General features: G+C 69.2%; 27 protein-coding genes and 1 riboswitch. Of the genes, 13 read left to right on the top strand and 14 right to left on the bottom strand.

Features of this window, described 5'->3' with window-relative positions:
- Positions 1-7 precede the first annotated feature (7 nt).
- A complete protein-coding gene (locus ACIN94_RS27885) occupies positions 8-2,080 on the bottom strand; it encodes a prolyl oligopeptidase family protein (RefSeq protein ID WP_400712111.1) in 2,073 nt (690 codons plus the stop codon).
- A gap of 333 nt (positions 2,081-2,413) precedes the next feature.
- Between ACIN94_RS27885 and ACIN94_RS27880 the strand changes: the two genes are divergently transcribed.
- The 3 genes from ACIN94_RS27880 to ACIN94_RS27870 all read left to right on the top strand — a co-directional run bounded on the left by ACIN94_RS27880 (position 2,414) and on the right by ACIN94_RS27870 (position 4,030).
- On the top strand, positions 2,414-2,923 hold the full coding sequence (locus ACIN94_RS27880) for an HNH endonuclease (protein WP_400712108.1): 510 nt from the start codon (positions 2,414-2,416) through the stop codon (positions 2,921-2,923).
- Positions 2,924-2,984: 61 nt separating this feature from the next.
- Positions 2,985-3,797, top strand: coding sequence for a GNAT family N-acetyltransferase (locus ACIN94_RS27875; RefSeq protein WP_400712105.1), 813 nt, complete (start codon positions 2,985-2,987; stop codon positions 3,795-3,797).
- Positions 3,798-3,811: 14 nt separating this feature from the next.
- Positions 3,812-4,030, top strand: coding sequence for a zinc ribbon domain-containing protein (locus ACIN94_RS27870; protein WP_400712102.1), 219 nt, complete (start codon positions 3,812-3,814; stop codon positions 4,028-4,030).
- Here ACIN94_RS27870 and ACIN94_RS27865 read toward each other — a convergent pair.
- The 3 genes from ACIN94_RS27865 to ACIN94_RS27855 all read right to left on the bottom strand — a co-directional run bounded on the left by ACIN94_RS27865 (position 4,027) and on the right by ACIN94_RS27855 (position 7,451).
- Positions 4,027-4,530, bottom strand: a complete 504-nt coding sequence (locus tag ACIN94_RS27865; RefSeq protein ID WP_400712099.1) for a WYL domain-containing protein — start codon at positions 4,528-4,530, stop codon at positions 4,027-4,029. The genes ACIN94_RS27870 and ACIN94_RS27865 overlap by 4 nt on opposite strands.
- Before the next feature lie 81 nt (positions 4,531-4,611).
- Positions 4,612-6,450 carry a dihydroxy-acid dehydratase gene (gene ilvD, locus ACIN94_RS27860; RefSeq protein WP_400712096.1) on the bottom strand — a complete coding sequence of 613 codons (1,839 nt, stop codon included), beginning with the start codon at positions 6,448-6,450 and terminating at the stop codon, positions 4,612-4,614.
- A gap of 176 nt (positions 6,451-6,626) precedes the next feature.
- Positions 6,627-7,451, bottom strand: a complete 825-nt coding sequence (locus ACIN94_RS27855; protein ID WP_400712093.1) for a nuclease-related domain-containing protein — start codon at positions 7,449-7,451, stop codon at positions 6,627-6,629.
- A 152-nt stretch (positions 7,452-7,603) separates the two neighbouring features.
- On the opposite strand from ACIN94_RS27855, the gene ACIN94_RS27850 reads away from it, so the two are divergent.
- The 3 genes from ACIN94_RS27850 to ACIN94_RS27840 are packed head-to-tail and all read left to right on the top strand — an operon-like array spanning position 7,604 to position 9,723.
- On the top strand, positions 7,604-9,025 hold the full coding sequence (locus ACIN94_RS27850; RefSeq protein ID WP_400712090.1) for an amidase: 1,422 nt from the start codon (positions 7,604-7,606) through the stop codon (positions 9,023-9,025).
- A gap of 39 nt (positions 9,026-9,064) precedes the next feature.
- Complete coding sequence (locus tag ACIN94_RS27845; RefSeq protein ID WP_400712087.1) at positions 9,065-9,355, top strand: hypothetical protein; 291 nt, start codon at positions 9,065-9,067, stop codon at positions 9,353-9,355.
- Between the two features lie 5 nt (positions 9,356-9,360).
- Positions 9,361-9,723, top strand: a complete 363-nt coding sequence (locus ACIN94_RS27840; protein WP_400712084.1) for a DUF5130 family protein — start codon at positions 9,361-9,363, stop codon at positions 9,721-9,723.
- Between the two features lie 137 nt (positions 9,724-9,860).
- Here ACIN94_RS27840 and pepN read toward each other — a convergent pair whose 3' ends face one another.
- Positions 9,861-12,428, bottom strand: a complete 2,568-nt coding sequence (gene pepN / locus ACIN94_RS27835) for an aminopeptidase N (RefSeq protein ID WP_400712081.1) — start codon at positions 12,426-12,428, stop codon at positions 9,861-9,863.
- A gap of 220 nt (positions 12,429-12,648) precedes the next feature.
- Here pepN and ACIN94_RS27830 point away from each other — a divergent pair, with 220 nt between their 5' ends.
- The 3 genes from ACIN94_RS27830 (at position 12,649) to ACIN94_RS27820 (ending at position 15,578) form a co-directional block, all read left to right on the top strand.
- On the top strand, positions 12,649-13,269 hold the full coding sequence (locus ACIN94_RS27830) for a disulfide bond formation protein DsbA (protein ID WP_400712078.1): 621 nt from the start codon (positions 12,649-12,651) through the stop codon (positions 13,267-13,269).
- A gap of 297 nt (positions 13,270-13,566) precedes the next feature.
- A complete protein-coding gene (locus tag ACIN94_RS27825) occupies positions 13,567-14,976 on the top strand; it encodes an aldehyde dehydrogenase family protein (protein WP_400712075.1) in 1,410 nt (469 codons plus the stop codon).
- 134 nt (positions 14,977-15,110) lie between these two features.
- Positions 15,111-15,578 (top strand): hypothetical protein, encoded by a 468-nt coding sequence (locus tag ACIN94_RS27820; RefSeq protein ID WP_400712072.1) that lies wholly within the window; start codon positions 15,111-15,113, stop codon positions 15,576-15,578.
- A 24-nt stretch (positions 15,579-15,602) separates the two neighbouring features.
- Here the strand turns inward: ACIN94_RS27820 and def are convergent, their stop codons facing one another.
- Positions 15,603-16,091: a peptide deformylase gene (gene def / locus ACIN94_RS27815; RefSeq protein ID WP_400712069.1), complete on the bottom strand. Its 489-nt coding sequence runs from the start codon at positions 16,089-16,091 to the stop codon at positions 15,603-15,605.
- A 97-nt stretch (positions 16,092-16,188) separates the two neighbouring features.
- On the opposite strand from def, the gene ACIN94_RS27810 reads away from it, so the two are divergent.
- Entirely contained in the window at positions 16,189-16,656 is a 468-nt protein-coding gene (locus ACIN94_RS27810; protein WP_400712266.1) for a ribose-5-phosphate isomerase, read from the top strand.
- Positions 16,657-16,731: 75 nt separating this feature from the next.
- Here the strand turns inward: ACIN94_RS27810 and ACIN94_RS27805 are convergent, their stop codons facing one another.
- Both ACIN94_RS27805 and ACIN94_RS27800 read right to left on the bottom strand, forming a co-directional pair.
- Positions 16,732-16,893: a hypothetical protein gene (locus ACIN94_RS27805; RefSeq protein WP_400712066.1), complete on the bottom strand. Its 162-nt coding sequence runs from the start codon at positions 16,891-16,893 to the stop codon at positions 16,732-16,734.
- 52 nt (positions 16,894-16,945) lie between these two features.
- A complete protein-coding gene (locus ACIN94_RS27800; protein WP_400712063.1) occupies positions 16,946-18,175 on the bottom strand; it encodes a GNAT family N-acetyltransferase in 1,230 nt (409 codons plus the stop codon).
- 118 nt (positions 18,176-18,293) lie between these two features.
- Between ACIN94_RS27800 and ACIN94_RS27795 the strand changes: the two genes are divergently transcribed.
- Positions 18,294-19,409 (top strand): PP2C family protein-serine/threonine phosphatase, encoded by a 1,116-nt coding sequence (locus tag ACIN94_RS27795; protein ID WP_400712060.1) that lies wholly within the window; start codon positions 18,294-18,296, stop codon positions 19,407-19,409.
- Between the two features lie 14 nt (positions 19,410-19,423).
- Here ACIN94_RS27795 and ACIN94_RS27790 read toward each other — a convergent pair whose 3' ends face one another.
- Positions 19,424-20,029, bottom strand: a complete 606-nt coding sequence (locus tag ACIN94_RS27790) for a LuxR C-terminal-related transcriptional regulator (protein ID WP_400712057.1) — start codon at positions 20,027-20,029, stop codon at positions 19,424-19,426.
- Between the two features lie 192 nt (positions 20,030-20,221).
- On the opposite strand from ACIN94_RS27790, the gene ACIN94_RS27785 reads away from it, so the two are divergent.
- Both ACIN94_RS27785 and ACIN94_RS27780 read left to right on the top strand, forming a co-directional pair.
- Positions 20,222-21,532 carry a M50 family metallopeptidase gene (locus ACIN94_RS27785; protein WP_400712054.1) on the top strand — a complete coding sequence of 437 codons (1,311 nt, stop codon included), beginning with the start codon at positions 20,222-20,224 and terminating at the stop codon, positions 21,530-21,532.
- 56 nt (positions 21,533-21,588) lie between these two features.
- Positions 21,589-22,110, top strand: a complete 522-nt coding sequence (locus ACIN94_RS27780; protein ID WP_400712051.1) for a MarR family winged helix-turn-helix transcriptional regulator — start codon at positions 21,589-21,591, stop codon at positions 22,108-22,110.
- On the opposite strand, the gene ACIN94_RS27775 is transcribed toward ACIN94_RS27780, so the two are convergent.
- The 5 genes from ACIN94_RS27775 to ACIN94_RS27755 form a co-directional block, all read right to left on the bottom strand.
- Positions 22,097-22,603: a DinB family protein gene (locus ACIN94_RS27775; RefSeq protein ID WP_400712048.1), complete on the bottom strand. Its 507-nt coding sequence runs from the start codon at positions 22,601-22,603 to the stop codon at positions 22,097-22,099. The genes ACIN94_RS27780 and ACIN94_RS27775 overlap by 14 nt on opposite strands.
- A 79-nt stretch (positions 22,604-22,682) precedes the next feature.
- Positions 22,683-23,657 carry a coiled-coil domain-containing protein gene (locus tag ACIN94_RS27770; RefSeq protein WP_400712045.1) on the bottom strand — a complete coding sequence of 325 codons (975 nt, stop codon included), beginning with the start codon at positions 23,655-23,657 and terminating at the stop codon, positions 22,683-22,685.
- 2 nt (positions 23,658-23,659) lie between these two features.
- Positions 23,660-23,795: riboswitch (cyclic di-AMP (ydaO/yuaA leader) on the bottom strand.
- Positions 23,796-23,866: 71 nt separating this feature from the next.
- Complete coding sequence (gene galT, locus ACIN94_RS27765; protein WP_400712042.1) at positions 23,867-24,946, bottom strand: galactose-1-phosphate uridylyltransferase; 1,080 nt, start codon at positions 24,944-24,946, stop codon at positions 23,867-23,869.
- On the bottom strand, positions 24,943-25,743 hold the full coding sequence (locus ACIN94_RS27760; RefSeq protein ID WP_400712039.1) for a DeoR/GlpR family DNA-binding transcription regulator: 801 nt from the start codon (positions 25,741-25,743) through the stop codon (positions 24,943-24,945). The genes galT and ACIN94_RS27760 overlap by 4 nt, the downstream gene beginning before the upstream one ends.
- Positions 25,744-25,929: 186 nt before the next feature.
- Entirely contained in the window at positions 25,930-26,499 is a 570-nt protein-coding gene (locus ACIN94_RS27755) for a TIGR03086 family metal-binding protein (protein ID WP_400712036.1), read from the bottom strand.
- Between the last annotated feature and the right edge of the window lie 46 nt (positions 26,500-26,545).

The raw sequence follows: 26,545 nt of genomic DNA, 5'->3' as shown, positions 1-26,545 counted from the left end.
TTTCCGGCTACGAGTTCAGGCCCGTGTGGTGGGCGAGGAAGGTGAGCTGGTCGGCGGCGAGCTCGACGCTCTTGCTCACCGCGCGGGCGCCGTGGCCCACCTCGGTCTCGTTGCGCAGCAGGATCGGCCTGTCCCCGGCCTGGGCGTGCTGGAGGGCGGCGCACATCTTCCAGGCGTGTAGCGGGTGGACCCGGGTGTCGGACTGGAAGACGGTGAAGAGCGTCGCCGGGTAGGAGACGCCCTCGCGGACCCGGTGGTAGGGCGAGTAGGCGTACAGCCACGCGAACTCTTCTGGCTTCTCGGCGGAGCCGTACTCGACGTTCCAGGTCGCGCCGAGGCCGAACAGCTCGTAACGGACCATGTCGAGCAGCGGGGCCGAGCAGACGACCGCCGCGTACAGCTCGGGGCGCTGGGTCAGGGCCGCGCCGACCAGCAGGCCGCCGTTGGAGCCGCCGGAGATGGCCAGCTGGGAGGGGGTGGTGACGCCGGTGGCGATCAGATGCTCGGCCGCCGCGTGCAGGTCGTCGTAGACGTTCTGCTTGTTGGCGAGCATCCCGGCCCGGTGCCACTCCTCGCCCTGTTCGCCGCCGCCTCGCAGCTGCGCGATGGCGTAGACGCCGCCCGACTCGACCCAGGTCAGGATCGACGCCGAGTAGCCGGGGGTCATCGAGATGCCGAAGCCGCCGTAGCCGTACAGGATGGTCGGCCGCGGCCCTTCGACGCCGGGCTTGGAGATCACCAGCATGTGGACCTCGCTGCCGTCGGCCGAGCGGTAGATCACCTGCTCGGTGTCGACGGCGGGCACCTCGACGGCGCCGGGGGAGGCGGCCCACAGGGTGGTCTCACCGGTGCGGGCGTCGTAGCGCTGGATGGTGGGCGGGGTGGTGTTGTCGGTGTAACCGAACCAGGCCTCGTGACCGCCTTCGGGACGCTCGCTGATGCCGCCGATCGTGCCCAGGCCGGGCGTCGGCACCTCCCCGGTACGCTCGCCGGTACCCAGGTCGTGGATGGAGATCTCGCTGATCGCGTGGCGGGTCCAGCCGACCAGCATGACCGGCCGGTCCAGGTCGTCGAGGATCGCGAAGTCCGACAGCACGGCCTCCGGGTCCTGCGGGATCAGGTCGCGCCAGTGCTCGAACTGGGGGGTGGAGGGGTCGGTCACGCAGACCCGCCCACGGGGGGTGTCGCGGTCGGTGAACACGTAGAGCCTGCCATCACGGCCGAAGTGCAGGGCGGTCTGGGCGTCCACGTCCTCCTGGACGACGACGAGCTCCGGCGATTCGAGGGAGGAGGCCGAGATGTCGGCCACCCACAGGTCGTTGCGCGGTGCCGTGCCGCGGGAGGCGGAGATCTGCAGCCAACGGCCGTCACGGGAGACCGCGACGCCGTAGTAGTTGGTCTTCTCCATGTGGTCGCCGAAGATCAGGACGTCGTTCTCGGTGGAGGTGCCGACCTTGTGCAGGTAGACCCGGCGGTGGAACTGGTCCTCCCCCTCGGGGACCTCGGTGGAGGGCAGCCTGCGCACGTAGTAGAAGGCCTCCCCGCCGGGGAGCCAGGCCACGGGGGAGTAGCGGCACCGGTCGATCGGCCCCTCGATGCGGTGGCCGAGCGCGACGTCCATCAGGTAGAGGCTCGACTCCTCGTCGCCGCCCACCGAGACCTGGTAGGCGAGCAGGCGGCCTTCCTTGTCGGGCTGCCAGGAGTCGAGCGTGGTGAGGCCGGTCGGGTCGAGCGCCATGGGGTCCAGCAGCGCCCGCTCGGTGCCGTTGGGATCGACGGTGTAGAGCACCGCGTGCTCCTGCTCCGGGGTGCGGCGCATGAAGAACTGCCGCTCTCCGCGCCAGACCGGTGCGCCGACCGAGCCGGACCTGAGGAGCTCGGCGATCCGCGCCTTGAACGCCTCCCGCCCCGGAAGCGCTCCCATCTCCGTTGCGAACAGTTGTTCCTCATCCGCCAGCCATGTCTTGGCCGCCGGGTCGCCGGGATCCTCCAGCCATCGGTAGGGGTCGGGGACCGGGGTGCCGTGCAGGTCCTCGACGAGTTCATCACGGCTGGCAGGAGGGTATGGCTGTCGGGTCATGGCAGGAACCCTACGACCTCCGGCAGGTACCACGGGACCGTCCGCACGGGGACGTATCTGATCCGTCATCGGAGGAGTTAAAAACCCGTAATGCGGGCATAAAACGTACCAGGCGTCCCTTCAGTCATGTATGGGTGGCTCATTTATGAGTGGCGGGAACGGCGATGTAGAAGCCAAAATTGGTTGAGGACGGTGCCGTGGTGACCATCCGCTGGGCCGTCCGGCGGAGGTCCTCGTGACGGAAGCATCCGGGCCCCAGGAGGGGCCGCCAACCGGGGCACGCGATGGCGTGCCCCCTCAACTGACGCGCAGCGCAGCGGGAGAGGTCCGCTGATGCGCCAGGTCCTGCTGTTGAACGCCACCTACGAACCCCTGACCACCCTCTCCCTGCATCGCGCGGTCATCCTCGTGCTGAGGGAGAAGGCGGACGTCGTGCATCGCGACGGGCGGGGCGCCGTGTTCCGCTCGGCGAGCCGCACGCTCGACGTGCCGTCGGTGATCAGGCTTCGTCGATATGTCCGTATCCCCTACCGGTCGCGGATCCCGCTCACCCGTAACGCGTTGATGCGCCGGGACGACTACCGGTGCGCCTACTGCGGCCAGCGGGCCGAGACCATCGACCACGTGATCCCGCGCTCACGGGGTGGCCCCCACACGTGGGAGAACTGCGTGGCCTCATGCACCTCGTGCAACCACCGCAAGGCGGACCGGATGCTGGAGGAGCTGGGATGGACGCTGAGCGTCATCCCGGTGGTGCCACGCGGCGTCCACTGGCGGCTCATCGGCGCGCACGGCGTCGGTGACCCCCTATGGGCGCCCTACCTGGTGGAGAGCGCGGCCTGACCGCGGCGGGAATCCGTTCGCCCCGGCCCATCCGGTTCGGCACAATCGACGTATGGGATGGATGTTCACTTCCAATGTCGAGGTGTATGCCGGGGCGGCGGAGCCGTGGCTGCTCCGGGACCCGGTCCGCAACACCGTTCCGCTCACGGTCCTGCGGGGGATCCGCAACGGCCTGTGGGGTGACGACGTGCTGCTGGCCTGGCTGGAGCGGGACGGCGAGACCGTCGCCGCGGTGATTCAGACCCCGCCCCATCCCCTACTGCTCGCCGACATCCCCGCCGAGGCCGTCCGCGAGCTCGCCACCTGGCTGATCGAGTCCGAACGGACGATCCCGGGTGTCTCGGGACCGCTCGCGCAGGCCGAGGCGTTCGCCGACGCCTGGTGGCGACCCGAGGCGGAGCGCCGCTCCGAGCGCCTCTACCGGCTCGACACGCTCGTCCCGCCCCCCTCGCTGTCCGGGGGAGCCGCGCGGACGGCCGTCGCCGACGACCTCGAACACGTGGTCAGGTGGGCCGCCGAGTTCCAGGTCGAGGCCGGCGAGGTCGCTTCCGCGGACCTGACCCCGCTGGTGGCCAGCAGGATCAGCCGCGAGGAACTGGTCCTGTGGGAGGTGGGCGGCCGGCCCGTCGCGTTCGCCGGGGTCTCCTCGCCCATCGCGGGCATGTCCCGGGTCGGCCCGGTCTACACGCCCCCGAGGTTCCGCAGGAGAGGGTACGGCGCGGCGGTCGCCCATGCCGTGACGGCCAGGGCGCGGGCGGCGGGCGCCACTGAGATCCTGCTCTTCACCGACCTGTCCAACCCCACCTCCAACTCGATCTACCAGGCGATCGGCTACCGGCCGGTGGCCGACTATGCCTTCATCGGCTTCACCTGAGTAACCTGTGTGTCATGCCGCGCTATGACTTCCGCTGCCGCGCCTGCGGGTCCACCTTCGAGATCTCCCGTCCGATGGCCAGGTCCGGTGACCCGGCGCTCTGCCCGCAGGGCCACGACGACACCGTCAAGCTGCTGTCCACGGTCGCCGTCACCGGCGGGTCCGGTGCCCCGGCTCCCCGGCCGGCCGGTGGCGGCGGTGGCGGTTGCTGCGGTGGCGGCTGCTGCTCCTAAGCCGCGCGCCTGCCCTGGACGGCACGTTTGCCCTGGAAGGGCAGGAAGTGGTCGGCCAGGTGCGGCTGGGCCGGTAGGAAGGTGGGCTCGGTGGCGACGATCCGGTCGAACCGGAAGGCCCGGATGGCGCCGCGCATGCGGCACATCCCCACGAGATACCAGTGGTCACGGTGGACCATGCACGTCACCGGGTCGACGTCGCGGACGGTGATCCGGCCGGACACGTCCCGGTAGTGCAGGCGGATCACGAGCTGTGAGGTGATGGCACCGGCGAGGGTCCGGGCCCGGTCGGCGATCGGGCCGGACATCGGGGCGGTGAGGGTCGAGAGGGTGGAGATGATGACGTCGTCGTCGAGCTCCAGGTGCTCGAACGCGTGGCGCAGGCCGCTCCGGGCGGCGGCGGCCTGCGGGCCCGAACCCAGGTGCGCCAGGGACAGGGCGAGGGCGGCGATCTCGGCGGTTGTCAGCGGGCTGGCGGGGGGCTTCATGACGTTAGCCATACCCCGATAGTACGGCCGAGCACCGACATTTTTCGAAAATCCTGTCGGGTACGGCATGCCGTACCCGACAGGAGGGCGACGTCAGCGGGAGAGCTGGGACAGGTCCCGGGAGGCGCCGGTGGAGGCCGAGGTGGTCAGCGCGGCGTAGGCCTGCAGCGCGGCGCTCACCGGGCGGTGGCGGTCGCGCGGCCGGTAACCTCCCAGGTCGGCCACGAGCCGCTCGCGGCGGACGGCCAGTTCCTCCTCGGAGACCTTCAGCTCGATCGAACGGCCCGGAATGTCGATCTCGATGATGTCGCCGTCCTCGACCAGGGCGATGGTGCCGCCCTCGGCGGCCTCGGGGGAGGCGTGGCCGATGGACAGCCCGCTCGTGCCGCCGGAGAAGCGCCCGTCGGTGACCAGCGCGCAGGCCTTGCCCAGCCCCTTGCCCTTCAGGAAGGAGGTCGGGTACAGCATCTCCTGCATGCCCGGCCCGCCCTTGGGCCCCTCGTAGCGGATCACCACGACGTCACCGGCCGTGACCCTGTTGTTGAGGATGCCCTCGACCGCGTCGTCCTGGGACTCGAAGACCACGGCGGGTCCGGAGAACCTCCAGATCGACTCGTCGACCCCGGCGGTCTTGACGATGCAACCCTCCGTGGCGATGTTGCCGTAGAGGACGGCCAAGCCGCCGTCGCGGGTGTAGGCGTGCTCGGCGTCGCGCACGCAGCCCTCGGACCGGTCGAGGTCGAGCGACTCCCAGCGGGCCTCCTGCGAGTAGGGCTTGACGGTGCGGACGTTGCCGGGGGCGGCGTGCCACAGGTCCAGCGCCTCGGGCAGCGCGGTGGCCGACCGCGGGTCCCAGCCGGCGAGGTAGTCGCCCATCGTGCCGCCGTTGACGGTGTACGTGTCACGGTGGAGCAGCCCGGCCCGGTCCAGCTCGCCGAGGATGGCGGGGATGCCGCCGGCCCGGTGGACGTCCTCGACGTGGTACTTCGCGGTGGCCGGGGCGACCTTGCACAGGCAGGGCACCCGCAGCGAGATCTCGTTGATCTCCTTGAGCCCGAAGTCCACCTCGGCCTCGCGGGCCGCGGCGAGGATGTGCAGGATCGTGTTGGTCGAGCCGCCCATGGCCACGTCCAGCGCCATGGCGTTCTCGAACGCGTCCTTGGTGGCGATGCTCCGCGGCAGGACCGTCTCGTCGTCCTGCTCGTAGTAGCGGCGGGTGATCTCCACGAGCCGGCGCCCGGCGTCCTGGAACAGCTTCTTGCGCGCCTTGTGCGTGGCCAGGATCGTGCCGTTGCCCGGCAGCGCCAGGCCGATGGCCTCGGCGAGGCAGTTCATCGAGTTGGCGGTGAACATCCCGCTGCACGAACCGCAGGTCGGGCAGGCGTTCTCCTCCATCTCCAGCAGCTCGGCGTCGGAGACGTTGTCGTCGGCCGAGGCGATCATCGGGTCGATCAGGTCGAGCTTCCGGCCTGCCGTCTTGCCGGCCTCCATCGGGCCACCGGAGACGAAGACCGTGGGGATGTTGAGCCGGAAGGCGGCCAGCAGCATGCCCGGGGTGATCTTGTCGCAGTTGGAGACGCAGATGAGCGCGTCGGCGCAGTGCGCGTTCACCATGTATTCGACCGCGTCGGCGATCAGCTCGCGGCTGGGCAGCGAGTAGAGCATGCCGCCGTGGCCCATCGCGATGCCGTCGTCGACCGCGATCGTGTTGAACTCGCGCGGGATCGCGCCCGCCTCGCGGATCGCCCCGGCGACCACGTCGCCCACCTCGCGGAGGTGGACGTGGCCGGGGACGAACTGGGTGAAGCTGTTGGCCACCGCGATGATGGGCTTGCCGAAGTCACCGCCGGCTACGCCCGTCGCCCGGAGCAGCGCCCGGGCCCCGGCCATGTTCCTGCCGTGAGTGACCGTACGAGATCTGAGGGCGGGCATGAGGCTTCTCCCATCATTGAAACCGGGTCTTCAAATGGTACGGCCACCGCCTGGCGCGTGAGACGCCTGTCCACCCGGCGAGACGTCCGGGGCGTGAACGCGGGACGGGAGACACCCGCGGAGTGCCCAGGGCATCCCGCGGGTATCTCCCGCCGGGTACGGAGATGGCGCCGAGATCAGGGCTCGGGGTAGCGGGCGGGCAGGACCTTCTCGGCCGCCTCGTAGATCTTCTGGATCTCGGCGGCGGTGAGTGACCGTTCCCGCTTGGTAATCCATTTACGGACGCGGCTGCCGTCGAAGACGTCGACCTCGCGGACGTTGAGGATCTTCCACGGGATCGCCGGCCCGTAGATCGCCAGGGACGGGACGATCGCGACCTCGTGGCCGAGCTCCGCGCCGATCAGCTCGGCCGCCTGGGACGCCTCCCAGCGCGCCTCGTCGAGACGGGGCTTCTGGTTGAACGGCCCGTGGAACAGTTTGCGGTGCGACTGGACGCGGACCGGCAGGCGCTTGTCCCATTTCTCCGAGTCCACGGCGTACACGCCGGTGGGGCCCACGACCAGGTGGTCGATCTGGGCCTCGCTGTTGGGGATCTCGCGAGCGTGCAGGGTGCGGTAGCCGTTCCGCTCAAGCCTTTTGAGCTGGGCCTCCGTCCGCCGCTCCGCGATCGAGGCGCGCCGCCAGGCCGGCACCGTCGAGGTGGCGCGGGCGCGCAGTATGGTGTCGGCGATCGCGGCCAGGACGGCGGCGGTGACGCCCAGCCGCCAGCTGGACAGCAGGATGCCCGCGACCACCCCCACCCCGACCGCGATCAGAACGCGACGGCGCAGGTGGAGGTATCGGGGATCGTCGAGCAGGCTGCGCAGGGAGGCGCGCTCGACAGGCGCGTAAGTAGACGCGGGCGCGGTGGGTCGAGACGTCGGCCTGTCCTCGGCCGGTCGGTCATTGACCCAAATAGGTGACGTACTGTTACCGTCTTCTGGTACCTGACCGGAATCCACGTCACTCACGGTAGCTGACGTCCCCGGGAGTGCCTAGTATTGGGTATCTCATACTTTTGTGACCACCATCACTTGCTTGGCGCCGTCCTGATCCGGGTATCTATGCATTTCCTCTCTAGATAACCGGGCCGTCTGCGCCTACTGTGCGGGGCGTGACTCACGTACATGACCTTAGCGCCCTGGAGCAGGCGGCAGCCGTGCAACGCCGGGAGATCTCGCCCGTCGAGATCACCGAGCACTACCTCGACCGCATCGCGCGGCTGGACCCGGAGGTCGGCGCCTATGTGACCGTCACCCCCGAAATGGCCCTGGAACAGGCGCACAAGGCCGAGGCCAGGGTGCTCGCGGGGGAGAACCCCTTACCCCTGCTCGGGGTGCCGGTCCCGATCAAGGACCTCAACCTGGTCAAGGGCGTGCCGATCCACTTCGGCTCGGCCACCTACGAGGACTTCGTCGCCCCGGTGGACGACAGCGTGGTCGAGCGGCTGAGGGACGCCGGAACGATCATGCTCGGCAAGACCGCGACGCCCGAGTTCGGGCTGCCCTGCTACACCGAGACCGCTCTCTCTCCGCCCAGCCGCACCCCGTGGGACCTCTCTCGTTCCGCAGGAGGTTCCAGCGGCGGCGCGGCCGCCGCGGTCGCCGCCGGACTGGCCCCCGCGGCGCAGGGGAGCGACGGCGCGGGCTCCATCCGCATCCCGGCCTCGGTCTGCGGGCTGTACGGCCTCAAGCCGACCCGGGGCCGGATCAGCTCCGCGCCGATCGTCCCCGATCTCGCCGGCCTGTCGACCAACGGCCCGATCACCCGGACCGTAGCCGACGCCGCGGCGCTGCTCGACGTGATGGCGCACCACAACCCCGGAGATCTCTACCACGCCCCGCTGCCGGAGCTCGGCTCATTCGCGGCCTATGTGGGCCGGGATCCGGGCCCCCTGCGGATCGCCCGCTACGCCGAACCGCTCGTTCCCGGCGCCGAGGCGGCCCCCGAGGTGCTCGCGGCCTACGAGCACGCCTCGGCGGAGCTGGCGGCGCTGGGGCACGAGGTGGTGGACATCGCGCCGCCGTTCAACCAGGACCTGGTGCCGCAGTTCGTGACGCTCTGGTATGCCTTCGCCTGCATGCACCCGGTCGACCCGGACAGGCAGGACCGGCTCCGGCCGCTGACCGCCTGGCTGCGCGAGCGCGGCTACGCGACTCCGGCCCCCGACTTCCTGCAGGCCCAGTCGGCGTTGCAGCTCGCCACCCGGTTCGGGCTGACGGTCACCGATCAGTACGACGCGGTGCTCACCCCGACCGTCACCGATACACCCCGGCCGGTGGGCTGGTTCGAGGATGTGGCGGATCCGGAGGAGACGTTCGAGCGGATGAAGCGGTTCGCCGCCTTCCCCGCCCTCTACAACGTCAGTGGCCAGCCCGCGGTCAACCTTCCGCTGTACTGGACGGCGGATGGCCTGCCGATCGGCGTCATGCTGGCGGGGCGGTTCGGCGACGAGGGCACGCTGATCTCGGTATCGGCGCAGATCGAGGCCGCCCGCGGCGGTTTCTGGGGGGAACGCAGGCCGGCTGTCTGGTAGCCCTCGACGGGCTCTCACCACAGGTCTACCGTTGTTGGTGTGGACGCGATCCAGGTCCTCGGATTTCTCATCGGGGCCTCCACAGGCCTGTTCCTGATCATCGCGCTGCTGGTGACCCTTCCCGGCAGGGTACGCCGGAACGCGCCCCGGACCAGCTCGGCAAGTGCGATGTGGTTCGGCGGCCCGTTCCGCAGTGAGCGGGGCGGAGACGGTCCGGCGCCGGTGGACGGGCCCGTTTCCCGGACACGGGCGTCGCAGGTGGACTGGGTCTCGCTGGCCGAGCTCTCCGAGCCGGGCCGGCGCGTCGGCGGCGCGTCGGCGGGGTGGTGAGGGCGATGCGGGCGCTCGGTCCCACGCAGGCCGATGACATCCGGGAGGCGCTCCGCAGCGCCGAGCGCCGCAGTGGACTGCGTTTCGCCGCCTATCTCGGGCCGGCCGTCGGCCCGCGCCGCCACTTCTCCGAACGGCTGCACGCCGCGCTGGGCGAGGAGGCCGCCCGGGCCGTGCTCGTCTTCGTCGATCCGGTGGAAAGGGCCCTGGAGATCGTCACGGGCCCCCAGGCCAGATGGAGGCTCCCGGACGGGGAATGCCGCCTGGCCGCCATGAGGATGGCGCACGTCCTCGACGTGGGAGACCTGGCGGCCGGGCTCGTCGTCGGCGTGGGGCTGCTCGCCGAGCTGGCTTCCCGCTCCAGGTGAGCTTCTCGCAAGGCCCATGGCTCCGGCCGTCCAGCCGGTGCCCGCCGCGGAGTCCTGTGCTCCGTCCGGCGCCTGTGACGGCCCGTTCTCAGCCGTGGACGCCCCCGCCATGACGGCAGGGGCGTCCTCATACGGGGTCAGGCCGCGGAGGTGTCCTTGGCCTGCGCACGCAGGGCGCGGCTGATGCCGTCGGCGCCCTCCAGCAGGAGACGCTTGAGGGCGTGCGGGGGCTGGTCGGCGGAGATGAAGTCCTGGGTCCTGGCGACGGTCTCCGGGGAGATGGCCAGGGCCGGGTAGCAGCCGGTGGCGAAGTTCTGGGCGCTGTCGAAGGTCCAGGACTTCCAGATCCGGTCGATCTCCTCGAAGTACTCCGTGACGTACGGCTCCAGCAGGTCCGGGTGGTGCGGGTCCATGAACCCGACGATGGTCGAGCGGAGCAGGGCGCCGCTCAGCTTGCCCCCGGTCATCGCGGCCCAGGCCTTCGCCTTGCCCTCGGCCGTCGGGATCGCCGCGCGGGACAGCGCGGCGGAGCGCTCACCGGTGGCCGTGGCGTCGCGCAGGAGCTCCTCGGCGATGTCGCCCTCACCGAGCACGCCACCGGAGACCAGCGACTGGATCAGGGTCCAGCGCAGGTCGGTGTCCACGGTCAGGCCGTCGACCACGGTCGAGCCGTCCAGCAGGCCCTTGAGGAACGCCAGGTCCTCGGCGGAGATCGCCGCGGCGGACAGGGCGTTGACGTAGGCGAGCTGGTGGTCGGAGCCGGGCTCGGCCCCGGCGATCAGAGAGCGCAGGGAGGAGGCCAGCAGGGCCAGGCCCTCGGCGCGCCAGGCGGGGTCGGCGTACTGCTGGACGGCCAGACGGGCCTGGCGGAGCACCGTCTGCGCGACGGCGATGTCCTTGACCGACGCGATGCCGGAGACGGCCAGGGCGACGTAGTCGCGGGTGGACATCTCGGCGTCACGGGTCATGTCCCAGGCGGCCGACCAGCACAGGGCACGCGGCAACGACGCGGTGAACCTGGCGATGCCACCGTCCACCAGCGTCCGCAGCGACCGCTCGTCGAGCCGGATCTTGGCGTAGGTGAGGTCGTCGTCGTTGAGCAGGACCAGGTCCGGCTGGACCTCGCCGATCAGCTCGGTCACCGCCGTACGCGCGCCGACCACGTCGAGTTCGACCCGCCTGGTGCGGACCAGGGCGTCACCCTGCATGGAGTACAGGCCGATGGCGATGCGGTGCGAGCGCAGCGTCGGATAGTCGGCCGGGGCCTCCTGCAGCACGTCGAACGATAGGAAGCGGCCCTCGGAATCGGTGGTGAACGACGGGCGCAGCGTGTTGACCCAGGAGGTCTCCAGCCACTCCTTGGACCAGGAGGACAGGTCGCGGCCCGACGTGCGCTCCAGCGCGGCGAGCAGGTCCGCGAGCGTGGTGTTGCCCCAGGCGTGCTCGGTGAAGTAGTCGCGGACACCGGCCAGGAAGTTGTCCAGTCCCACGTAGGCGACGAGCTGCTTGAGCACCGAGGCGCCCTTGGCGTAGGTGATGCCGTCGAAGTTGACCTCGACCGCGTGCATGTCGACGATGTCGGCGGCGATCGGATGGGTCGAGGGCAGCTGGTCCTGGCGGTAGGCCCAGGACTTCTCCACATTGGCGAAGGTCGTCCACGCGCCCTGGCCCCAGCGGGTGGCCTCGGCCTGGCAGAGCACCGACGCGTAGGTGGCGAACGACTCGTTCAGCCACAGGTCGTCCCACCAGCGCATGGTGACCAGGTCGCCGAACCACATGTGCGCCATCTCGTGCAGGATCGTCTCGGCACGGCGCTCGATGATCGCGTCGGTGACGCGGGAGCGGAAGACGTAGTCCTCCAGGAAGGTCACGCAGCCGGCGTTCTCCATCGCTCCCGCGTTGAACTCGGGCACGAAGAGCTGGTCGTACTTCCCGAACGGGTAGCGGATACCGAAGATCTTGTGGAAGAAGTCGAAGCCCTGCCGGGTGATCTCGAAGAGGTTGTCGGCGTCGAGGTGCTCGGCGAGCGAGGCCCGGCAGTAAAGACCCAGCGGGATGCCGTCGTGCTCGGAGGTCACCTTGTGGTACGGCCCGGCGCACAGGGCGGTGATGTAGGTGGACATCACCGGGGTGGCCGGGAAGTGCCAGCGCTTGGCGGCCTGGAGCGCGCCGTGACGGCCGCGGTGCTCCTGCAGCTCCTCGGCGGAGTCGGGTGCCGCGTTGGAGATGACCTCCCAGTAGGAGGGGGCGAGCACGGTCAGCTCGAAGGTGGCCTTCAGATCGGGCTGGTCGAAGCAGGCGTACATCCGGTGGGCGTCGGCCGTCTCGAACTGGCTGTGCAGGTAGACGCTCTTGTCGACCGGGTCGACGAAGCGGTGCAGACCCTCGCCGGTGCGCGTGTAGGAGCAGTCGGCGTCGATGCGCAGCTCGTTGGTCTCGGCCAGTCCCGGCAGCGGCAGCCGCCCCGTCTCCACGTCATAGCCGCTCACGTCCAGCTCGACGCCGTTCAGCACGGCCTTGCGCACCTTGGCGTCGGCCAGATCGATGAACGTCTCCGCACCCGCCCGGGCACTGGTGAACCGGACCGTGGTGACGCTTTCGAAACGCTCCTCACCCTCGGTCAGGTCGAGCTCCACCGCATAGGACTCCACGCTGAGCAGACGCGCGCGCGTACGAGCCTCGTCACGGGTCAGATTGCCTGCCACTACCGCTCCCTCGTCACAACTCCCCCGCTCCGTTGCGAAGGGGTTCCTGAATCCTGCCACGTGAGACGGAAGATCGCCGCTCTGAAGGCCTGGTGGCGGGCGGATCGCTTCATCGGAGGATAAAGCGGGGGGCCGGCGCCATAATCGATACCTGGAATAGGAAACTCGGCGCCATGGGTTGTCAGTACGTGAAGAAGCTTCACGATCAGAAAGCTGAGAGATGACTGAGCGCACCCCGGTCGACCTCTGGTTCGACCCCTTCTGCCCGTACGCGTGGATAACCTCCCGCTGGCTGCTGGAAGTGGAGAAGATACGGCCGATCGAGCCGCGCTGGCACATCATGAGCCTCTACGTGCTCAACGAGGGCAAGGACATACCCGAGAGCTACCGGGAGATGATCGGCAGGACCCTCGGGCCGGTCCGCGTGGTCACCGCCGTGCAGCAGAAGTACGACTCCGAGACCGTCGGCCGGCTCTACACCGAGCTCGGCACCCGCTTCCACAACCAGGGCAGGGTCAAGGAACTCGACACACTCCGCGAGACCGTTGAGGAGGCGCTGGAGGCCGCCGGGCTCGACCGCGTGTTCGCCGACGCGATGGACTCCGAGGAGTTCGACGAGGCTCTGCGCGCCTCGCACAGCGACGGCATCGACCGGGTCGGCCAGGAGGTCGGCACCCCGGTGATCTCTGTCGAGGGCGTCGCGTTCTTCGGTCCGGTCGTCTCGCCCGCGCCCAAGGGTGAGGAGGCGGGCAAGCTCTGGGACGGTGTCCGCCTGGTGGCCGGCATTGACGGCTTCTTCGAGCTCAAGCGCTCCCGTACCCGGGGGCCGATCTTCGACTGACCCGCGGACCCGTCCTGTCCGGCGTGCTCGGCTCCGGCGCGTTCGGCCACGCGGGGCAGGACGGGCGCGGCGCCGGGCGACACCTCAGCTCTTATCCGGATATTACGAGTTTTTAAGGATCTCGACAGTCCGTAGCTTACGGGCGCGCTCCGCCGTACCCTCCTCGCGGAGGGCGGCCGAGCGCTCGGTACGGGAAAGCCATGTCCGGCTGGATTGCGATCTTCATGCGGTTGAGCTGCGATCCCGTGACCTGCTGGGCTCTCGCCTTATGACAGTCCGCACGCAAGGATGAGAGTCATGCGTCATCTTTATCTGAACGGAGCCTGGCGGGCGTCGGTGTCGGGCGAGAGCATCGACATCGTCAACCCCGCGACCGAGGAGACGATCGACAGGGTGCCCGCAGGCTCGCCCGCCGATGTCGAGGCCGCCGTGGCCGCCGCCCGCGCGGCCCTGCCCTCCTGGTCGAGTACGCCCCCCGCCGAGCGAGGCAAGCTCCTCACCGCGGCTGCCGATCTGATACGAGAACGCTCCGACCAGATAGCCAGGATCATCACCACGGACATGGGCGCGCCGTACAGCGTGGCGATGAAGGTGCAGACGCTGATGCCGGCCGGGGTGCTGGCCTCCTACGGCCAGCTGGCCGAGACCTACGACTTCGAGGGCGGCCGGGTCGGCAATTCCCGTATCCTCCGGGAACCGGCCGGCGTGGTCGCCGCCATCACGCCGTGGAACTACCCGCTCCACCAGATCGTGTGCAAGGTGGGGCCGGCCCTCGCCGCGGGCTGCACGGTCGTGCTCAAGCCCAGCGAGGTGGCTCCGCTGGCGGCCTTCGCGCTGGCCGGGATCTTCGACGAGGTAGGACTGCCCGCCGGGGTGTTCAACATGGTGAGCGGTTACGGTGCAGTGGTGGGGGAAGCGCTGGTCACCCACTCCGACGTGGACATGGTGTCGTTCACCGGCTCCACCAGGGCGGGTCGGCGGGTCGCCTCGCTCGCGGCCGAGACGGTCAAACGGGTGGCCCTGGAACTCGGCGGCAAGTCGGCCAGCGTGGTCCTGCCGGACGCCGATCTGGCTGTCGCCGCCAAGGTGACCGTGGCCAACGCCTTCCTCAACTCGGGCCAGACCTGCTCGGCCTGGACCCGCATGATCGTCCATCGGGACCAGTACGACGACGCCGTCGGGCTCGCCGTCGAGGCCGCCGGTAAATACACCGTCGGCGACCCCTTCGACGAGCTCACCCGCCTCGGCCCGGTGGTCTCCGCGGCGCAGCGCGACCGGGTCGTCCGCTACATCAACCGGGGACAGGAGGAAGGTGCCCGGCTGGTCGCCGGCGGCACCGACCGGCCGCTGGACCGGGGTTTCTACGTGGAGCCCACGGTGTTCGCCGGAGTGGAGCCGGGGATGGTGATCGAGCAGGAGGAGATCTTCGGCCCGGTCCTGACGGTCATTCCCTACATCCACGGCGAGGACGAGGCCGTCGCCATCGCCAACGGCACCCCCTACGGCCTGGCCGGTGCGGTGTGGGCAGGCAGCGAGGAACACGCGGTCTCCGTCGCGCGGCGGCTGCGCACCGGTCAGGTGGCCGTCAACGGCGGCCGGTTCAACCCGCTGGCCCCCTTCGGGGGTTACAAGCAGTCGGGCGTGGGACGCGAGATGGGCGAGTTCGGTCTTGAGGAGTATCTGGAGATCAAGTCGATCCAGCTGTGACCCTCGGAAGACCGGCGCCCCGTTCCACGGCTGTCCTCTCCGAGATCGCCGACCGGTGCCGGGCCGGTGGCCACCGAGGAGCGTTCCGGGTAAACCAGCCCTAAGGGAAGTTCTGCCTCTTCGAAGGGCGCCGAATGAAACCGGGCACCACACGTCTGGGCGCGTTCGACCTAGTGATCATCGCGGGAGGGCTGCTGCTGGTGCTGCTCGCCGTACAGAACCTTGGGCCGGCTCTGGCGGCGCTCCGCGGTGAGGGCACCTGGGGCACCTTCACCGCCCATCGCGTCGAGTGCGTCCAGCACCCAGGTCATGAGCAGTGCAGCTGGCTGGGGGAGTTCCGGAGCGGCGGGCAGGTGCGCCCGGAGATCGCGCTCTACGGTGCCGGCCGGGAGACGTTCGTTCCCGGACAGACGATCAGCGCCTTCGACACCGGCCGCCGAGACCACGTCTACGGCCCCGGCGGCTCGAATGAGTGGATCATGGTCGCGCTGCTCCTTGCGGCCGGTCTCGGCCTGGTGGCCTGGCCTCTGCTGCGCCGGAGCCCGAGTGCCGCCGGAGACGCGGCCGCCGGAGACATGACAGCCGGAGACGAGGCCGGCTGAGGGAGCGGACCCCGGGCCCCCGGGTCACGGAGCTTGGAGGAGGACCTGCCGGGCGGCGTCCTTGGCGAGGCGGTCGACGTAGAGCAGCCCCTCGAGATGATCGGTCTCATGCTGGAAACAGCGCGCCAGCAGGCCGCGAGCCTTGAGCCGGACCGGCCGGCCCAGGCGGTCGAAACCGCTGACGGTGACTCCGGCGGCCCGGGGGGTCCTGGCATAGATCGGTGTGCCGGTGTCGCGGCCGGGGACCGACAGGCAGCCCTCCTCGTCGACGATCTCCGTGTCGTCGTCGACCGTCAGCACGGGGTTGATCAGGTGGCCCTTGCGGTTGCTGCAGTCGTAGACGAAGACCCGCTTCGACACGCCGATCTGCGGACCGGCCAGGCCGACGCCCTCCGCGGCGTACATGGCGGCGAACATCTCGTCGATCAGGCGGCGCAGGTCACGGTCGAAGTCGACGATCGGCTCGGCGGACGTGCGCAGGACCGGATCCCCGATCACTCGGATGTCACGCATGGGGACTCTCTCTTGTAAGGGTTGGGATAGCAAACCGGTTGTTACTCTAGTGGGGGTGGGGGTCGAGCCGTCCACGCACACCTGCGAAACTGGGCGGGTGCGCGTCTACATCGGTGCCGACCATGCCGGCTATGAACTCAAGAACCACATCGCCTCCTGGCTGAAGGAGCACGGCCACGAGGTGACGGACTGCGGTCCGTCCGTGTACGACCCTGAGGACGACTACCCGCCGTTCGTGCTGCGTGCGGCCGAGGGCGTCGCGGAGGACCCCGGCAGTCTGGGAGTCGTCATCGGCGGTTCGGGCAACGGAGAGCAGATCGCGGCCAACAAGGTGCGCGGCATCCGCGCCGCCCTGGCGTGGAGCGAGGAGACCGCCACGCTCGCCCGCGAGCACAACAACGCCAACGTCGTCAGCGTCGGCTCACGGATGCACACGCAGGAGGAGGCGACCCGGTTCATCGAGCTCTTCCTGAACACGGCCTACTCGGGCGCCGAGCGGCACAACCGCCGGATCGCGCAGCTCACCTCATACGAGACCATCGGCCAGCTCCCTTCGCTGCCGTAGGTCCGAGGGCGTCCCAGCCTGTTCCACGGTAAACCGGCCACGCGCCCGTTCGCCCGTCGTGGGCGAGCGGGCGTCTCATCTGTGGCGCGGCGGCTCCCGGCGCGCAGGCTCCCTGCGCGGCGTCTCGTCGCGGAGCGGACGCCGGTCCGCGGCCTCCTGCTGCTCCTGGGTGGGCCGGGAGACGTCCCGGGCCCGCATCGCGATGACCGTGCCTATCTGCAAGCTCTGCAGTGCCATGTCGCCAACATAACCCGTCCGGCCGCCGCGCCGCGGTCCTCGCCGGGACCGGTCAGAAGACCAGACCGGCCCAGGGGGCGGGCTCCCACGACATCGCGACCGACAGCTCCTGTACGGCCCCGGCCCGCGACTCGCGCACCACACCCGCGGCCTGCAGCGCCGCGAGCGGACGGCCCCCCAGGTAGGCGGCGCCCAGCACGGCGACCGGAAGCGTCAGGTCCGCGGGCTCGTCGGCGGGCACGCACCGGGCTCCGGAGACGTCGGCCGACAGCCGCCAGCGGCGGGCGTTCCACGGGCAGAGCGCGTCCTCGACCTCGATCACCACGTCCACGGGCGCCGAGTAGCGGCGTGCGGGCAGCGCCCGCTCGACGTCCACGACGCGGATCCACAGGTCGTCCAGCCATCCCGCGTTGAGCCGGCGCGGCTCGGCCAGCAGATGGATCAGCGGGTCGTCGACCGGTCGCTGCGCGGCCCGGACGCGCGCCACCAGGTCGCGGTCCAGCAGGTGCCGCCAGAGCAGCGCGTAGGCGGCCGGGTCCAGGCCGTACAGCTCCTTGAGACGCAGCTCACCGTCCGGCACGTCGTGTTCGGTGACGCCCGGCTTGATCCGGAACAGCGCGTAGCCGCGGGGACCCCCGTCGTCCTCGACGACCACGGCACGCAGCGGTCCGGCGCCCCTCTGGTCGGCCTCGTGGTCCGACAGCACCACGTCCCAGCGTCCGGGTGTGCGGGCGTAGAGTCCCGGGCGGCTGTCGAGCACGGACTCGAAGACCTTCTCGAAGACGGCCCTGGTCTCGGCGGCCCTGACGACGCGCAGCCGCAGCGACGGATCGACCGGGGCGTGTCCGGCGAAGGCCGCGCCCCGCGTGGGGATTTCGAAGAAGAGATTGTCAGCGGCCCTGCCGTAGCCGAAACGTCCGTAGATCGCCGCCTCGGAGGCGTAGAGCGCGGCGACCGCCTCACCCCGTCCGTGAAGGTCGGCGAGCTGACGGGTCATCAGCGCGGACAGAACTCCCCTGCGGCGGTGCGAGGGCAGCACACCGACCGCGGTGACGCCGCCGACAGGGATCGGGCCGCCGGGCACCGTCATGGTGAAGCTGTTCACCATGGTCGTGCCCACGAGCAGGTCGTCCTCGAACGCGCCCAGCGAGCGGTCGAACTCGGTCGTACCTCTGAACAGCTCCAACCGGTGCGGAGGCAGGGCGTTACCGAACGCCTCCTCGTCGAGCGCCATCCAGTCGGACCACTCGTTCTCGGTCATCGGGCGCAGGCTAAGACTCATTTTTCCTACGGTAGACGGGGCAAACCGTTCCGGCTATTCAATATCCGCCCTTAATGATCAAGGCATTGGTCAAGTGGGCTGCCCAAACAGGGGACGGCCCGATACAGTCAGACCCATTATGAGTTCCCGTCCCGTGCCGCTGATCCCTCCGGGGCTCCGCGCATTCCTGGTGCGGGTCCCCTTTCTGGTGCCCATCGTGCGTTTCCTGCGCCATGGGCCGCTGGCGCGCGACCGTAACCTGCTCATCACGCTGATCGTGCTGACCATGGTGCTCGGCGCCCTGGCCGCCCGGGTCTCCACGGAGTGGTTCTCCCCGGCGCTCATGATCCCGATCACTCTCGTCGGTGGTCTCCAGCTCCGGCTGCGCAGCCTGGCCAAGCTGCTGTGCGCGGTCGCGGTCGCCCTGTTCTACGTGGGCATCGTGCGCGGGGTGGGATACATCGGCCCGGGTCTGCTGGCCACCTTCTGCTTCACCACCGTGCTGGCGGCGCTGATGGCCCGCACCCGGGGCAAGCTCGGCATGCAGGGGCTACGCGGTGACGTCATGCTGCTGGAGCTGCGCGACCGGCTCAAGAGCCAGAGCGAGCTGCCCTCGCTGCCCAAGGACTGGGACTCGCGGGTGGTGCTCGAACAGGCCGGCGGATCCTCCTTCGGGGGCGACTTCCTGGTCTCCATGCGCGAGGGCGACACGGTGGAACTCGCCCTGGTCGACGTGTCCGGAAAGGGAGTCGACGCGGGCACCAGAGCCCTGATGCTGTCGGGAACCTTCGGCGGCCTGCTCGGCTCGGTCACCGACTTCCTGCCCGCCTGCAACACCTACCTGCACCGCCTGCGCGAGGCCGAGGGCTTCGTCACGGCCGTCCACGTACGGCTCAACCTCGTCACAGGCGAATATGTGATCACCTCGGCCGGTCATCCGCCGGTGGTCAAGTTCGAGTCGGGCACCGGCACCTGGCGGGTCTCCCCGGCCAAGGGCGTGGTCCTGGGCATCGTCCCCGATCTGCACTGCGAGCCGGACCGCGGCACGCTCCGCAAGGGCGAAGCGCTCATGCTCTACACCGACGGGCTGATCGAGCAGCCCGGCCGCGACATCGACGCGGGCCTCGACCGGCTGCTGGGCGAGGCCGAACGGATGCTGCCCTCCGGTTTCCGCAACGGTGCCCGTGACCTGGTCACCTCGATGTCGGCGGGGCACAACGACGACTGCGCCCTGATCCTCATCTGGCGTCCCTGACCGTGGCCGCGGTATCACAGCCAACCGGAGTCACTGGCGATCCGCACGGCGTCCAGGCGGTTGCGGGCGTGGGTCTTGCACATGATCCGCGACAGGTGGTTCCGGACCGTTCCCACCGACAGGAACAGCTGGTCGGCGATCTCGTTGGAGCGCGCCCCCCGGGCGGCCAGCCGCAGTACGTCCAGCTCCCGGCGGGTCAGCGGGTTCTCGGCCGCCTCCAGGGCGGCCACCGCGAGTTCTGAGTCCACCGTCCGCCGGCCGGCCGCGACCTGGCGGACGCCTTCGGCCAGCTGTTCGGGCCCCACGTCCAGGCTCATGAAACCGAGCGCGTGGACGGCGAACGCCCGGCGGACCTGACCCGGGTTGGGGTCCCGCGACAACAGCAGGACCCGGCAGCCGGGGGCGTTCTCGTGCAGCCGGAGCGCCGCGGTGAACCCGTCGACGTCCGGGAGATCCAGGTTGATGACCGCCGTGTCGGGTCCGTGCTCCAGGGCGGAGGGGATGACCTCTTCTCCGCTGCCCACGTCGGCGACGACTTTCAGGTCGGCCTCACTCTCCAGCGATGCCACCAGGCCCCGCCTGACCAGTGGAAAGTGCTCGGCCACCAGGATCCCGATCAAAATTCTCCTCTCGCCCCTACTATCTGTGGGTGATCATACGATTGCTTAACGTCAGCAAAGTGTCTCTGTTTGACAAAGCTCGCGCAAGTAGCTCGATCGAGAACCCTTACTTCTGAGGGATTCCGGCCTCGGATACTTCGGCTAATCTCGTACGGGGCGCTGTCGATAATCCGTGACCGGGGGTATGAACCTGTGAGCTGGCTCTTCCTGATCGGGGTCATCGTCTTCGTCCTGGGACTGGTGGTGTCGATCGGGCTCCACGAGATCGGCCACCTGGTGCCCGCGAAGCGGTTCGGCGTCAAGGTCACGCAGTACATGATCGGCTTTGGCCCGACCATGTGGTCGCGGCGCAGGGGCGAGACCGAGTACGGCGTGAAGTGGATCCCGTTCGGCGGTTACATCCGCATGATCGGCATGCTGCCGCCCCGGCCCACCGACGACCCCGGCAAAGTTCGCTCAGCCGCCACCGGACCGTGGCAGGGTCTGATCGAGAACGCCCGCGAGATCGCGCTGGAGGAGGTCCGGCCGGGGGACGAGGATCGGGTCTTCTACCGCAAGCCCTGGTGGCAGAAGGTCATCATCATGAGCGGTGGCCCGGCGATGAACTTCGTGCTGGCGTTCATCCTCTTCGCCGTCGTCATCATGGGCTTCGGCGTCTCGGTGCTGAAGCCGGTCGTGTCGGAGATGACCAAGTGCGTCATTCCCTACAGTGAGGCGCTGAAGCCGGGCCGCACGTGCACCCCGGCCGATCCGCCGACGCCCGCGGTGCAGGCGGGGATCAAGCCCGGTGACAGGATCGTCGCGTTCGACGGGGTGCCGGTCTCCTCCTGGGAGGAGGTCACCAAGAAGATCAGGGCCAACGGGGCCGGACCCGTCACGCTCGGCATCGTGCGCGACGGGAAACCGCAGACGCTGAACGTCACTCTGATCTCTCAGGACCGTCCGGCGGTCGACGATCCGAAGAAGATCGAGAAGAACGTCGGTTTCCTCGGCGTGGCACCCACACAGGTCATGGAGAAGCAGAACTTCGGCTACGTGGTCGGCCACATGGTGGATCTCACCGGCAGGGTCGCCGAGTCGATGGTCAACCTGCCGCAGAAGATGGTCGGCGTCTGGAACGCCGCCTTCTCCGGCCACGACCGCGATCCCAACGGTCCGGTCGGTGTGGTCGGCGCGGGCCGGATCGGTGGCGAGATCGCCGCGTCCGCCGCCCCCACGGAGAACAAGTTCGTCGCGCTGCTGAGCCTTCTCGCCGGGTTCAATCTGGCCATCGGCATGTTCAACCTGATCCCGCTGCTGCCGCTCGACGGCGGTCACATCGCGGGTGGGCTCTGGGAGGGGATCAAGCGGGCCTTCGCCCGTGTCACTCGCAGGCCGGAGCCGGCGCACGTGGACATCGCCAAGGTGCTCCCGCTGACCTACGCGCTGGCCTTCACGATGATGATCCTGTTTGGTCTGCTCCTGTACGCCGACCTGGTGAACCCGATCCGCCTGACCGGCTGATCCGCCGGACCACGACGGGCGCGGGGCCGCCCCTCCCCGCCGATAGGGTTGTTCCCGTGAGGGACGGGACGCCGGGAGCGGCGATCGACGTGGCGCTGTTCCGGCTGCGCCGGATCTGGGCGAGGCCTCTGCGCGCCCGCAGGCCCGGCGACCCGCACAGGCCGGTGCAGCTGTCGAACGTGATGGTCGTCCACGCCGTGCACAAGCTGAGCCTGGACGTGCCCGAGGTGACCGTCGGCGCCGTCGCCGAGCAGTTGGACGTGGATCCCTCCACGGCCAGCAGACTGGTCAACGACGCGATCGGCGCGGGGTTCGTGGAACGCGAGGAGTCCGAAGTGGACGCCCGGCGCGCCCGGCTGGTGCTGAGCGAGCGGGGTCACCGGGTGCTGGAGGTGGTCATCCACCACCGGCGGATCTACCTGGACGGTCTGATCGCCGACTGGGACGAGGCCGACCGTGAGGTCTTCGCCCGGTTGCTCACCCGCTTCGCCGAAGCGGCCCTGGTCCGCCCGGTGGACCTGGTCAACCTCGACCAGCTGATCGCCGGGGCGATCGAGGAGCCCCCTACTCCCCGGTGACGCCGTCGATCTGCTCACGGAGGAGGTCGGCATGGCCGTTGTGCCGGGCGTACTCCTCGATCATGTGGACGAGGATCCAGCGCAGCGAGACATCCGCCCCCCTGCGCTGCTGCTTGCCCACCGTGTCCGGGGACAGTCCCGCGGAGACGTCTCGGGCGTGGTCGATCTCGGCCCGCCAGCGGGCGAACGCCTCCTCGGCCGAGGCGGTGTCCACCAGGTCGAACTCACCGTCGGGATGCTGGTCGGACCAGAAGATCCCCGGAGTGTTCTCGCCGTTGAGGACGTTGCGGAACCAGTGGCGCTCGACATCGGCCATGTGACGGACCAGGCCCAGCAGGGAGAGCGTGGACGGCGCGGCCGATCGCAGACGGAGCTGCTCCTCCGACAGGCCGGCGCATTTGACGGCCAGGGTCTCCCGGTGCCAGTCCAGCCACGTGTGCAGCATGGGAGTCTCATCGGCGATGAAGGGGGGATCAACGCGGTTGTCGGTCATGAGATCAATCTTCATGGTGCGAGCGACCGGTGTCATGTCGTTTTCCGGGATCCGAGATCCTCCTGAGGCGCTGCGAGGCTCAGAACATCGAGATGTGGACGTGGTCGAAGTGGTTGGCGGTGGTGCCGCCGCGGTCGGACATGGCGCTCCAACCGGAGCCGGAGTTGATGCGCTGACGCCAGATCACGTATTTGACGCCGAGGCCGGCCCTGTTCTCGACGGCCCAGGCGGCGATCTCGTCGCCGAGCTTGACGTTGGCCGCCGAGGGCATCGAGCCACCGGTGCTCATCATGAAGTCGCAGGCGCGGCCGAGCGGATGCTCGCCGCCATCGTTCTCGGCCCGGTAACAGCCGACCTCGTAGGGCAGGTCGAAACGCTTCTTGACAGCCTCGCGCATGATCAGAGTGCGGTCGGTGATGTTGTCGGGGCCCGTCGGGAGCTGGGGGGCCCAGCTGCCGTCGGCGCGACGGCCGGAGCCCGTGGGGACAAGCGCGTCGAGCTTCTTCTCGATCTCGGCGATCACCTTCTCGGCCTCCTCGCGCTGGACCTCCACCGCCTTGGTCTCCTCGCCGATCTCCCGGGTGAGCTGGGCCGCCTTCTCCGCCGCCTGTTCCCTGAGGTCCCGGCTCCGGGCGAAGTCCCGCAGGGAGGTGCTCTGCTCGGCGGCGAGCTGCTCCATGATCGCGACACCGCTCATGTCGGCGGAGAACAGCAGGGAGGGCAACTCACCCGCGCTGCTCTGGTAGTAGAGCTGGGCGATGGAGCCGAGCTGCCGCTCGGCTCCGGCGTAGGCCTCCTCGGCCTTGCGCAGGTCCGCCCTGGCTGCTCCCTCGGCGGCCTGGGCCTTCTTCAGGGATTCGCGTCTGGCCGCGTAGACCTCGATGAGCTTGTCGACCTTCTTGTTCAGCGTTGTCAGTTCGGCGCGGAGCCGGGACTCATCCGGTTGGGGATCCGCGTTACCCGGGGCCGCGGTGCCGAGGGCGAACGTGAGGGCCGAAATCACGGAAACGGCCAGAGCCGCATGGCGACGGAACATGGGGGATGGAGCCGTCACGACTCTCCTCTCCTCGCGCCTGCCGGGTTAGCTGACGGGTTCGGGCTGGAGGAGGCCCTTCCACCGGAGTGGTTCACCCCAGGTGCGGTGGTTCCCCGGCTCCCGGGCGACGCACCCGGAATTAGGCATATCGGACATAAGGTTCGATGTGTGAGGATAGTAGTGGTAAAGCCCGGGTAATGCGAACCCAATCTGAGACAAAGTAGTGATCAATTTGTGATAAAAGATCGTAAAAGTCTCGCCGTTTCCTCGGGCGGGACATCGTTCACGAAGGCTCCCATGGCCGCCTCCGATCCGGCGAGATACTTCAGCTTGTCCGGCGCCCGGCGGATGCTGAACAGCTCCAGGCGCGCGTAGGAAAGGCCGCGGCCGACGTTCACCGGTGCCTGATGCCAGGCCGCGACGTACGGCATGGCCATGCCGAACAGTCCGTCCAGCCGCCGGAGCAGATCCGTGTAGAGCGGGCCGAACGCCACCCGTTCGGCGGCCTCCAGCGCGCACAGGTCGGGGACCTGACGGTGCGGGTAGACGTGAACCTCCACGGGCCAGCGTGCCGCCGCGGGGACGAAGGCCGTCCAGTGCTCGTTCGACGCCACCACGCGGATCCCCGCCTCGCGTTCGGCGGCCAGCACGTCGGCGTACAGGTTGCCACCCGTCCGCTCCCGGTGCCGCTCGGCCGCGCCAAGGGACAATCTGGTGCGCGGGGTCACGTAGGGATAGGCGTAGATCTGACCGTGGGGGTGGGTCAGAGTGATGCCGATCTCCGCCCCCCGGTTCTCGAAGCAGAACACCTGCTCCACGCCTGGGAGCGCGGACAGCTCCGCCGTGCGGTCGATCCAGGCCTCCATGACCAGCTCGACCTGGTCGGTGGAGAGCTGGGAGAAGGAGGAGTCGTGGTCGGAGGTGAAGCAGACCACCTCGCACCGGCCGTCCCCGGAGCGGACCTCGCTCAACCCTCCGACCTGGCTGTACTCACCCGCCTGGGAGGAGAAGGAGGGGAAGCGGTTCTCGAAGACGACCACGTCGTAGGTCTTCGAGGGGATCTCGGTCGAGTGGCCGGGGGTGGACGGGCAGAGCGGGCACTCGCTCGCCGGCGGGAGGAAGGTGCGGCCCTGGCGGTGGCCAGCCACCGCGATCCACTCCTCGGTGAGCGGGTCGTACCGCAGCTCGGAGGCGGGAGGGCGGGGAGAAAGGTCGCGCTCGTCGATCGCACCGCGATCGGCGTCGTCGTGCCGGTCGAAGTAGAACAGTTCCCGGCCGTCCGCCAGGTGGGTGGCCGTCCGCTTCATCGGGTGCGGGCCTCGCTCTCCGGCTGGGGCTCGGTGATGACCAGTTCGCCCACCTGGGCGGCGAGCTCCTCGCGTGCCTCGTCAGGCAGGCCGGAGTCGGTGATCACCACGTGGGCCTGGGACAGCTCGGCGATCGTGCTGATCCCGACCGTCCCCCACTTGGTGTGATCGGCGGGCACCACGAGACGGTGCGCGGAGGCGATCAGCTCGCGGTCGGTCTCCGCCTCCAGCAGATTGGGTGTGGTGAACCCGGCCCGGGTGGTCATCCCGTGCACACCGAGAAACAGGGTGTCCACGTGGAGCCCGCGGATCGCCGCCACGGCCACCGGTCCGACCAGCGCGTCGGAGGGGGTGCGGACGCCGCCGGTCAGCACGACGGTGCGGTCGGCGCGGGGTGAGCGGTGGAAGACGTCGGCGATCCGGATCGAGTTGGTGATCACGGTCAGGTCGGAGACGTCGACCAGGAAATGGGCCAGCGTCCAGGTCGTCGTCCCCGCGGACAGCGCGATCGCCGTGCCGGGCCGGACGAATTGGGCGGCGTGCTGGGCGATCGCCTCCTTCTCCCGTTGCAGGCGCATCGACTTGACGGCGAACCCCGGCTCCTCGGTGGAGCCGGATCCGGCGGCGGTGGCTCCGCCGTGTACTTTCTCCACCTGCCCGCGTTCGGCCAGCACTTCGAGATCCCTGCGGATCGTCATGTCGGACACGCCGAACTCGCGGACGAGGTCGGCGACCCTGACCCCGCCACTGCCGCGCACCCGATCCAGAATCGCCTGCTGTCGCTGTCGGGCGAGCATTGACCACTCCCTAATCAACCAGATTCCACCAAATTACCACAGATATTTCCGGTGATAGGTGTTGGATTATGGTGAGTAGATGTTCACAGCTGGTCAAGCTCGGCATGGATGCTCGCCCTGGCCGGCCGGAGACCTCCGGCGGTCCATCAGGTTCGCGCTCATGCGGGAAACCCGGAATCCCGATCGCTAGCCGCGGCGTCCCCACGAGGCGAGCAACCTGGTCTGGGGATCGACGTCCGAGGGTGCCGGCGGGTACCCCTCTATGACTCCGGCCTGGCGATAGCCCTCCTTCGCGCCGGCGAACCGGGCCAGGCAGGCATCGACCAGCTCGGGATCGAGCCGCTCGCCGGCACCGATGGCGCGGGCGAGGTCCCAGGTGTGGATGAGGGCGTCGGCGAACAGCTCGCTGATGTACTCCTCGCCGGGTACGTCGGCGAAGGACAGGTGGACGACACGTGTCAGAGACTGTTCCTCGCTCGCCGCCTGGGTGGCGGCCATCGCCGAGATGTCGAACGCCTTCAGGGGATCGTCACCGAGGAGGTCGCCGTCGAGGGCGTCGCCGACGTCCGCGACGGTCCGTCCGGCAAGCAGTTGCGAGGCCCACCGGTTCTCCCCGACCACGTGGTTGACCAGAGTGCGTACATCCCAGTCCACACAGGGTGTCTCGTTGTCCCACTGCTCGGGCTTGATCTGGTGCACAAGGGTGCCGAAGTAGTCCAGCGCGCGTCGGTACGCCTCACGTGTGTCGACAGTCATCATGTCCTCCCGAGTCGTCATTTCGACCGTAACTCCTGGGAGGGAC

It is taken from the genome of Streptosporangium sp. NPDC087985 (genome assembly GCF_044741965.1).
In the GTDB taxonomy this organism is placed as follows: Bacteria; Actinomycetota; Actinomycetes; order Streptosporangiales; family Streptosporangiaceae; genus Streptosporangium.
This window is presented reverse-complemented; position numbering and strand designations above follow the sequence as displayed.

Excerpts from the sequence above, each read along its gene's own strand:
- ACIN94_RS27885 (WP_400712111.1), bottom strand. The coding sequence starts at position 2,080 with ATGACCCGACAGCCATACCCTCCTGCCAGCCGTGATGAACTCGTCGAG.
- ACIN94_RS27880 (WP_400712108.1), top strand. The coding sequence starts at position 2,414 with ATGCGCCAGGTCCTGCTGTTGAACGCCACCTACGAACCCCTGACCACC.
- ACIN94_RS27875 (WP_400712105.1), top strand. The coding sequence starts at position 2,985 with ATGTTCACTTCCAATGTCGAGGTGTATGCCGGGGCGGCGGAGCCGTGG.
- ACIN94_RS27870 (WP_400712102.1), top strand. The coding sequence starts at position 3,812 with ATGCCGCGCTATGACTTCCGCTGCCGCGCCTGCGGGTCCACCTTCGAG.
- ACIN94_RS27865 (WP_400712099.1), bottom strand. The coding sequence starts at position 4,530 with ATGGCTAACGTCATGAAGCCCCCCGCCAGCCCGCTGACAACCGCCGAG.
- ilvD (WP_400712096.1), bottom strand. The coding sequence starts at position 6,450 with ATGCCCGCCCTCAGATCTCGTACGGTCACTCACGGCAGGAACATGGCC.
- ACIN94_RS27840 (WP_400712084.1), top strand. The coding sequence starts at position 9,361 with ATGCGGGCGCTCGGTCCCACGCAGGCCGATGACATCCGGGAGGCGCTC.
- ACIN94_RS27830 (WP_400712078.1), top strand. The coding sequence starts at position 12,649 with ATGACTGAGCGCACCCCGGTCGACCTCTGGTTCGACCCCTTCTGCCCG.
- ACIN94_RS27825 (WP_400712075.1), top strand. The coding sequence starts at position 13,567 with ATGCGTCATCTTTATCTGAACGGAGCCTGGCGGGCGTCGGTGTCGGGC.
- ACIN94_RS27820 (WP_400712072.1), top strand. The coding sequence starts at position 15,111 with ATGAAACCGGGCACCACACGTCTGGGCGCGTTCGACCTAGTGATCATC.
- def (WP_400712069.1), bottom strand. The coding sequence starts at position 16,091 with ATGCGTGACATCCGAGTGATCGGGGATCCGGTCCTGCGCACGTCCGCC.
- ACIN94_RS27805 (WP_400712066.1), bottom strand. The coding sequence starts at position 16,893 with ATGGCACTGCAGAGCTTGCAGATAGGCACGGTCATCGCGATGCGGGCC.
- ACIN94_RS27800 (WP_400712063.1), bottom strand. The coding sequence starts at position 18,175 with ATGAGTCTTAGCCTGCGCCCGATGACCGAGAACGAGTGGTCCGACTGG.
- ACIN94_RS27795 (WP_400712060.1), top strand. The coding sequence starts at position 18,294 with ATGAGTTCCCGTCCCGTGCCGCTGATCCCTCCGGGGCTCCGCGCATTC.
- ACIN94_RS27775 (WP_400712048.1), bottom strand. The coding sequence starts at position 22,603 with ATGACCGACAACCGCGTTGATCCCCCCTTCATCGCCGATGAGACTCCC.
- galT (WP_400712042.1), bottom strand. The coding sequence starts at position 24,946 with ATGAAGCGGACGGCCACCCACCTGGCGGACGGCCGGGAACTGTTCTAC.
- ACIN94_RS27760 (WP_400712039.1), bottom strand. The coding sequence starts at position 25,743 with ATGCTCGCCCGACAGCGACAGCAGGCGATTCTGGATCGGGTGCGCGGC.
- ACIN94_RS27755 (WP_400712036.1), bottom strand. The coding sequence starts at position 26,499 with ATGACTGTCGACACACGTGAGGCGTACCGACGCGCGCTGGACTACTTC.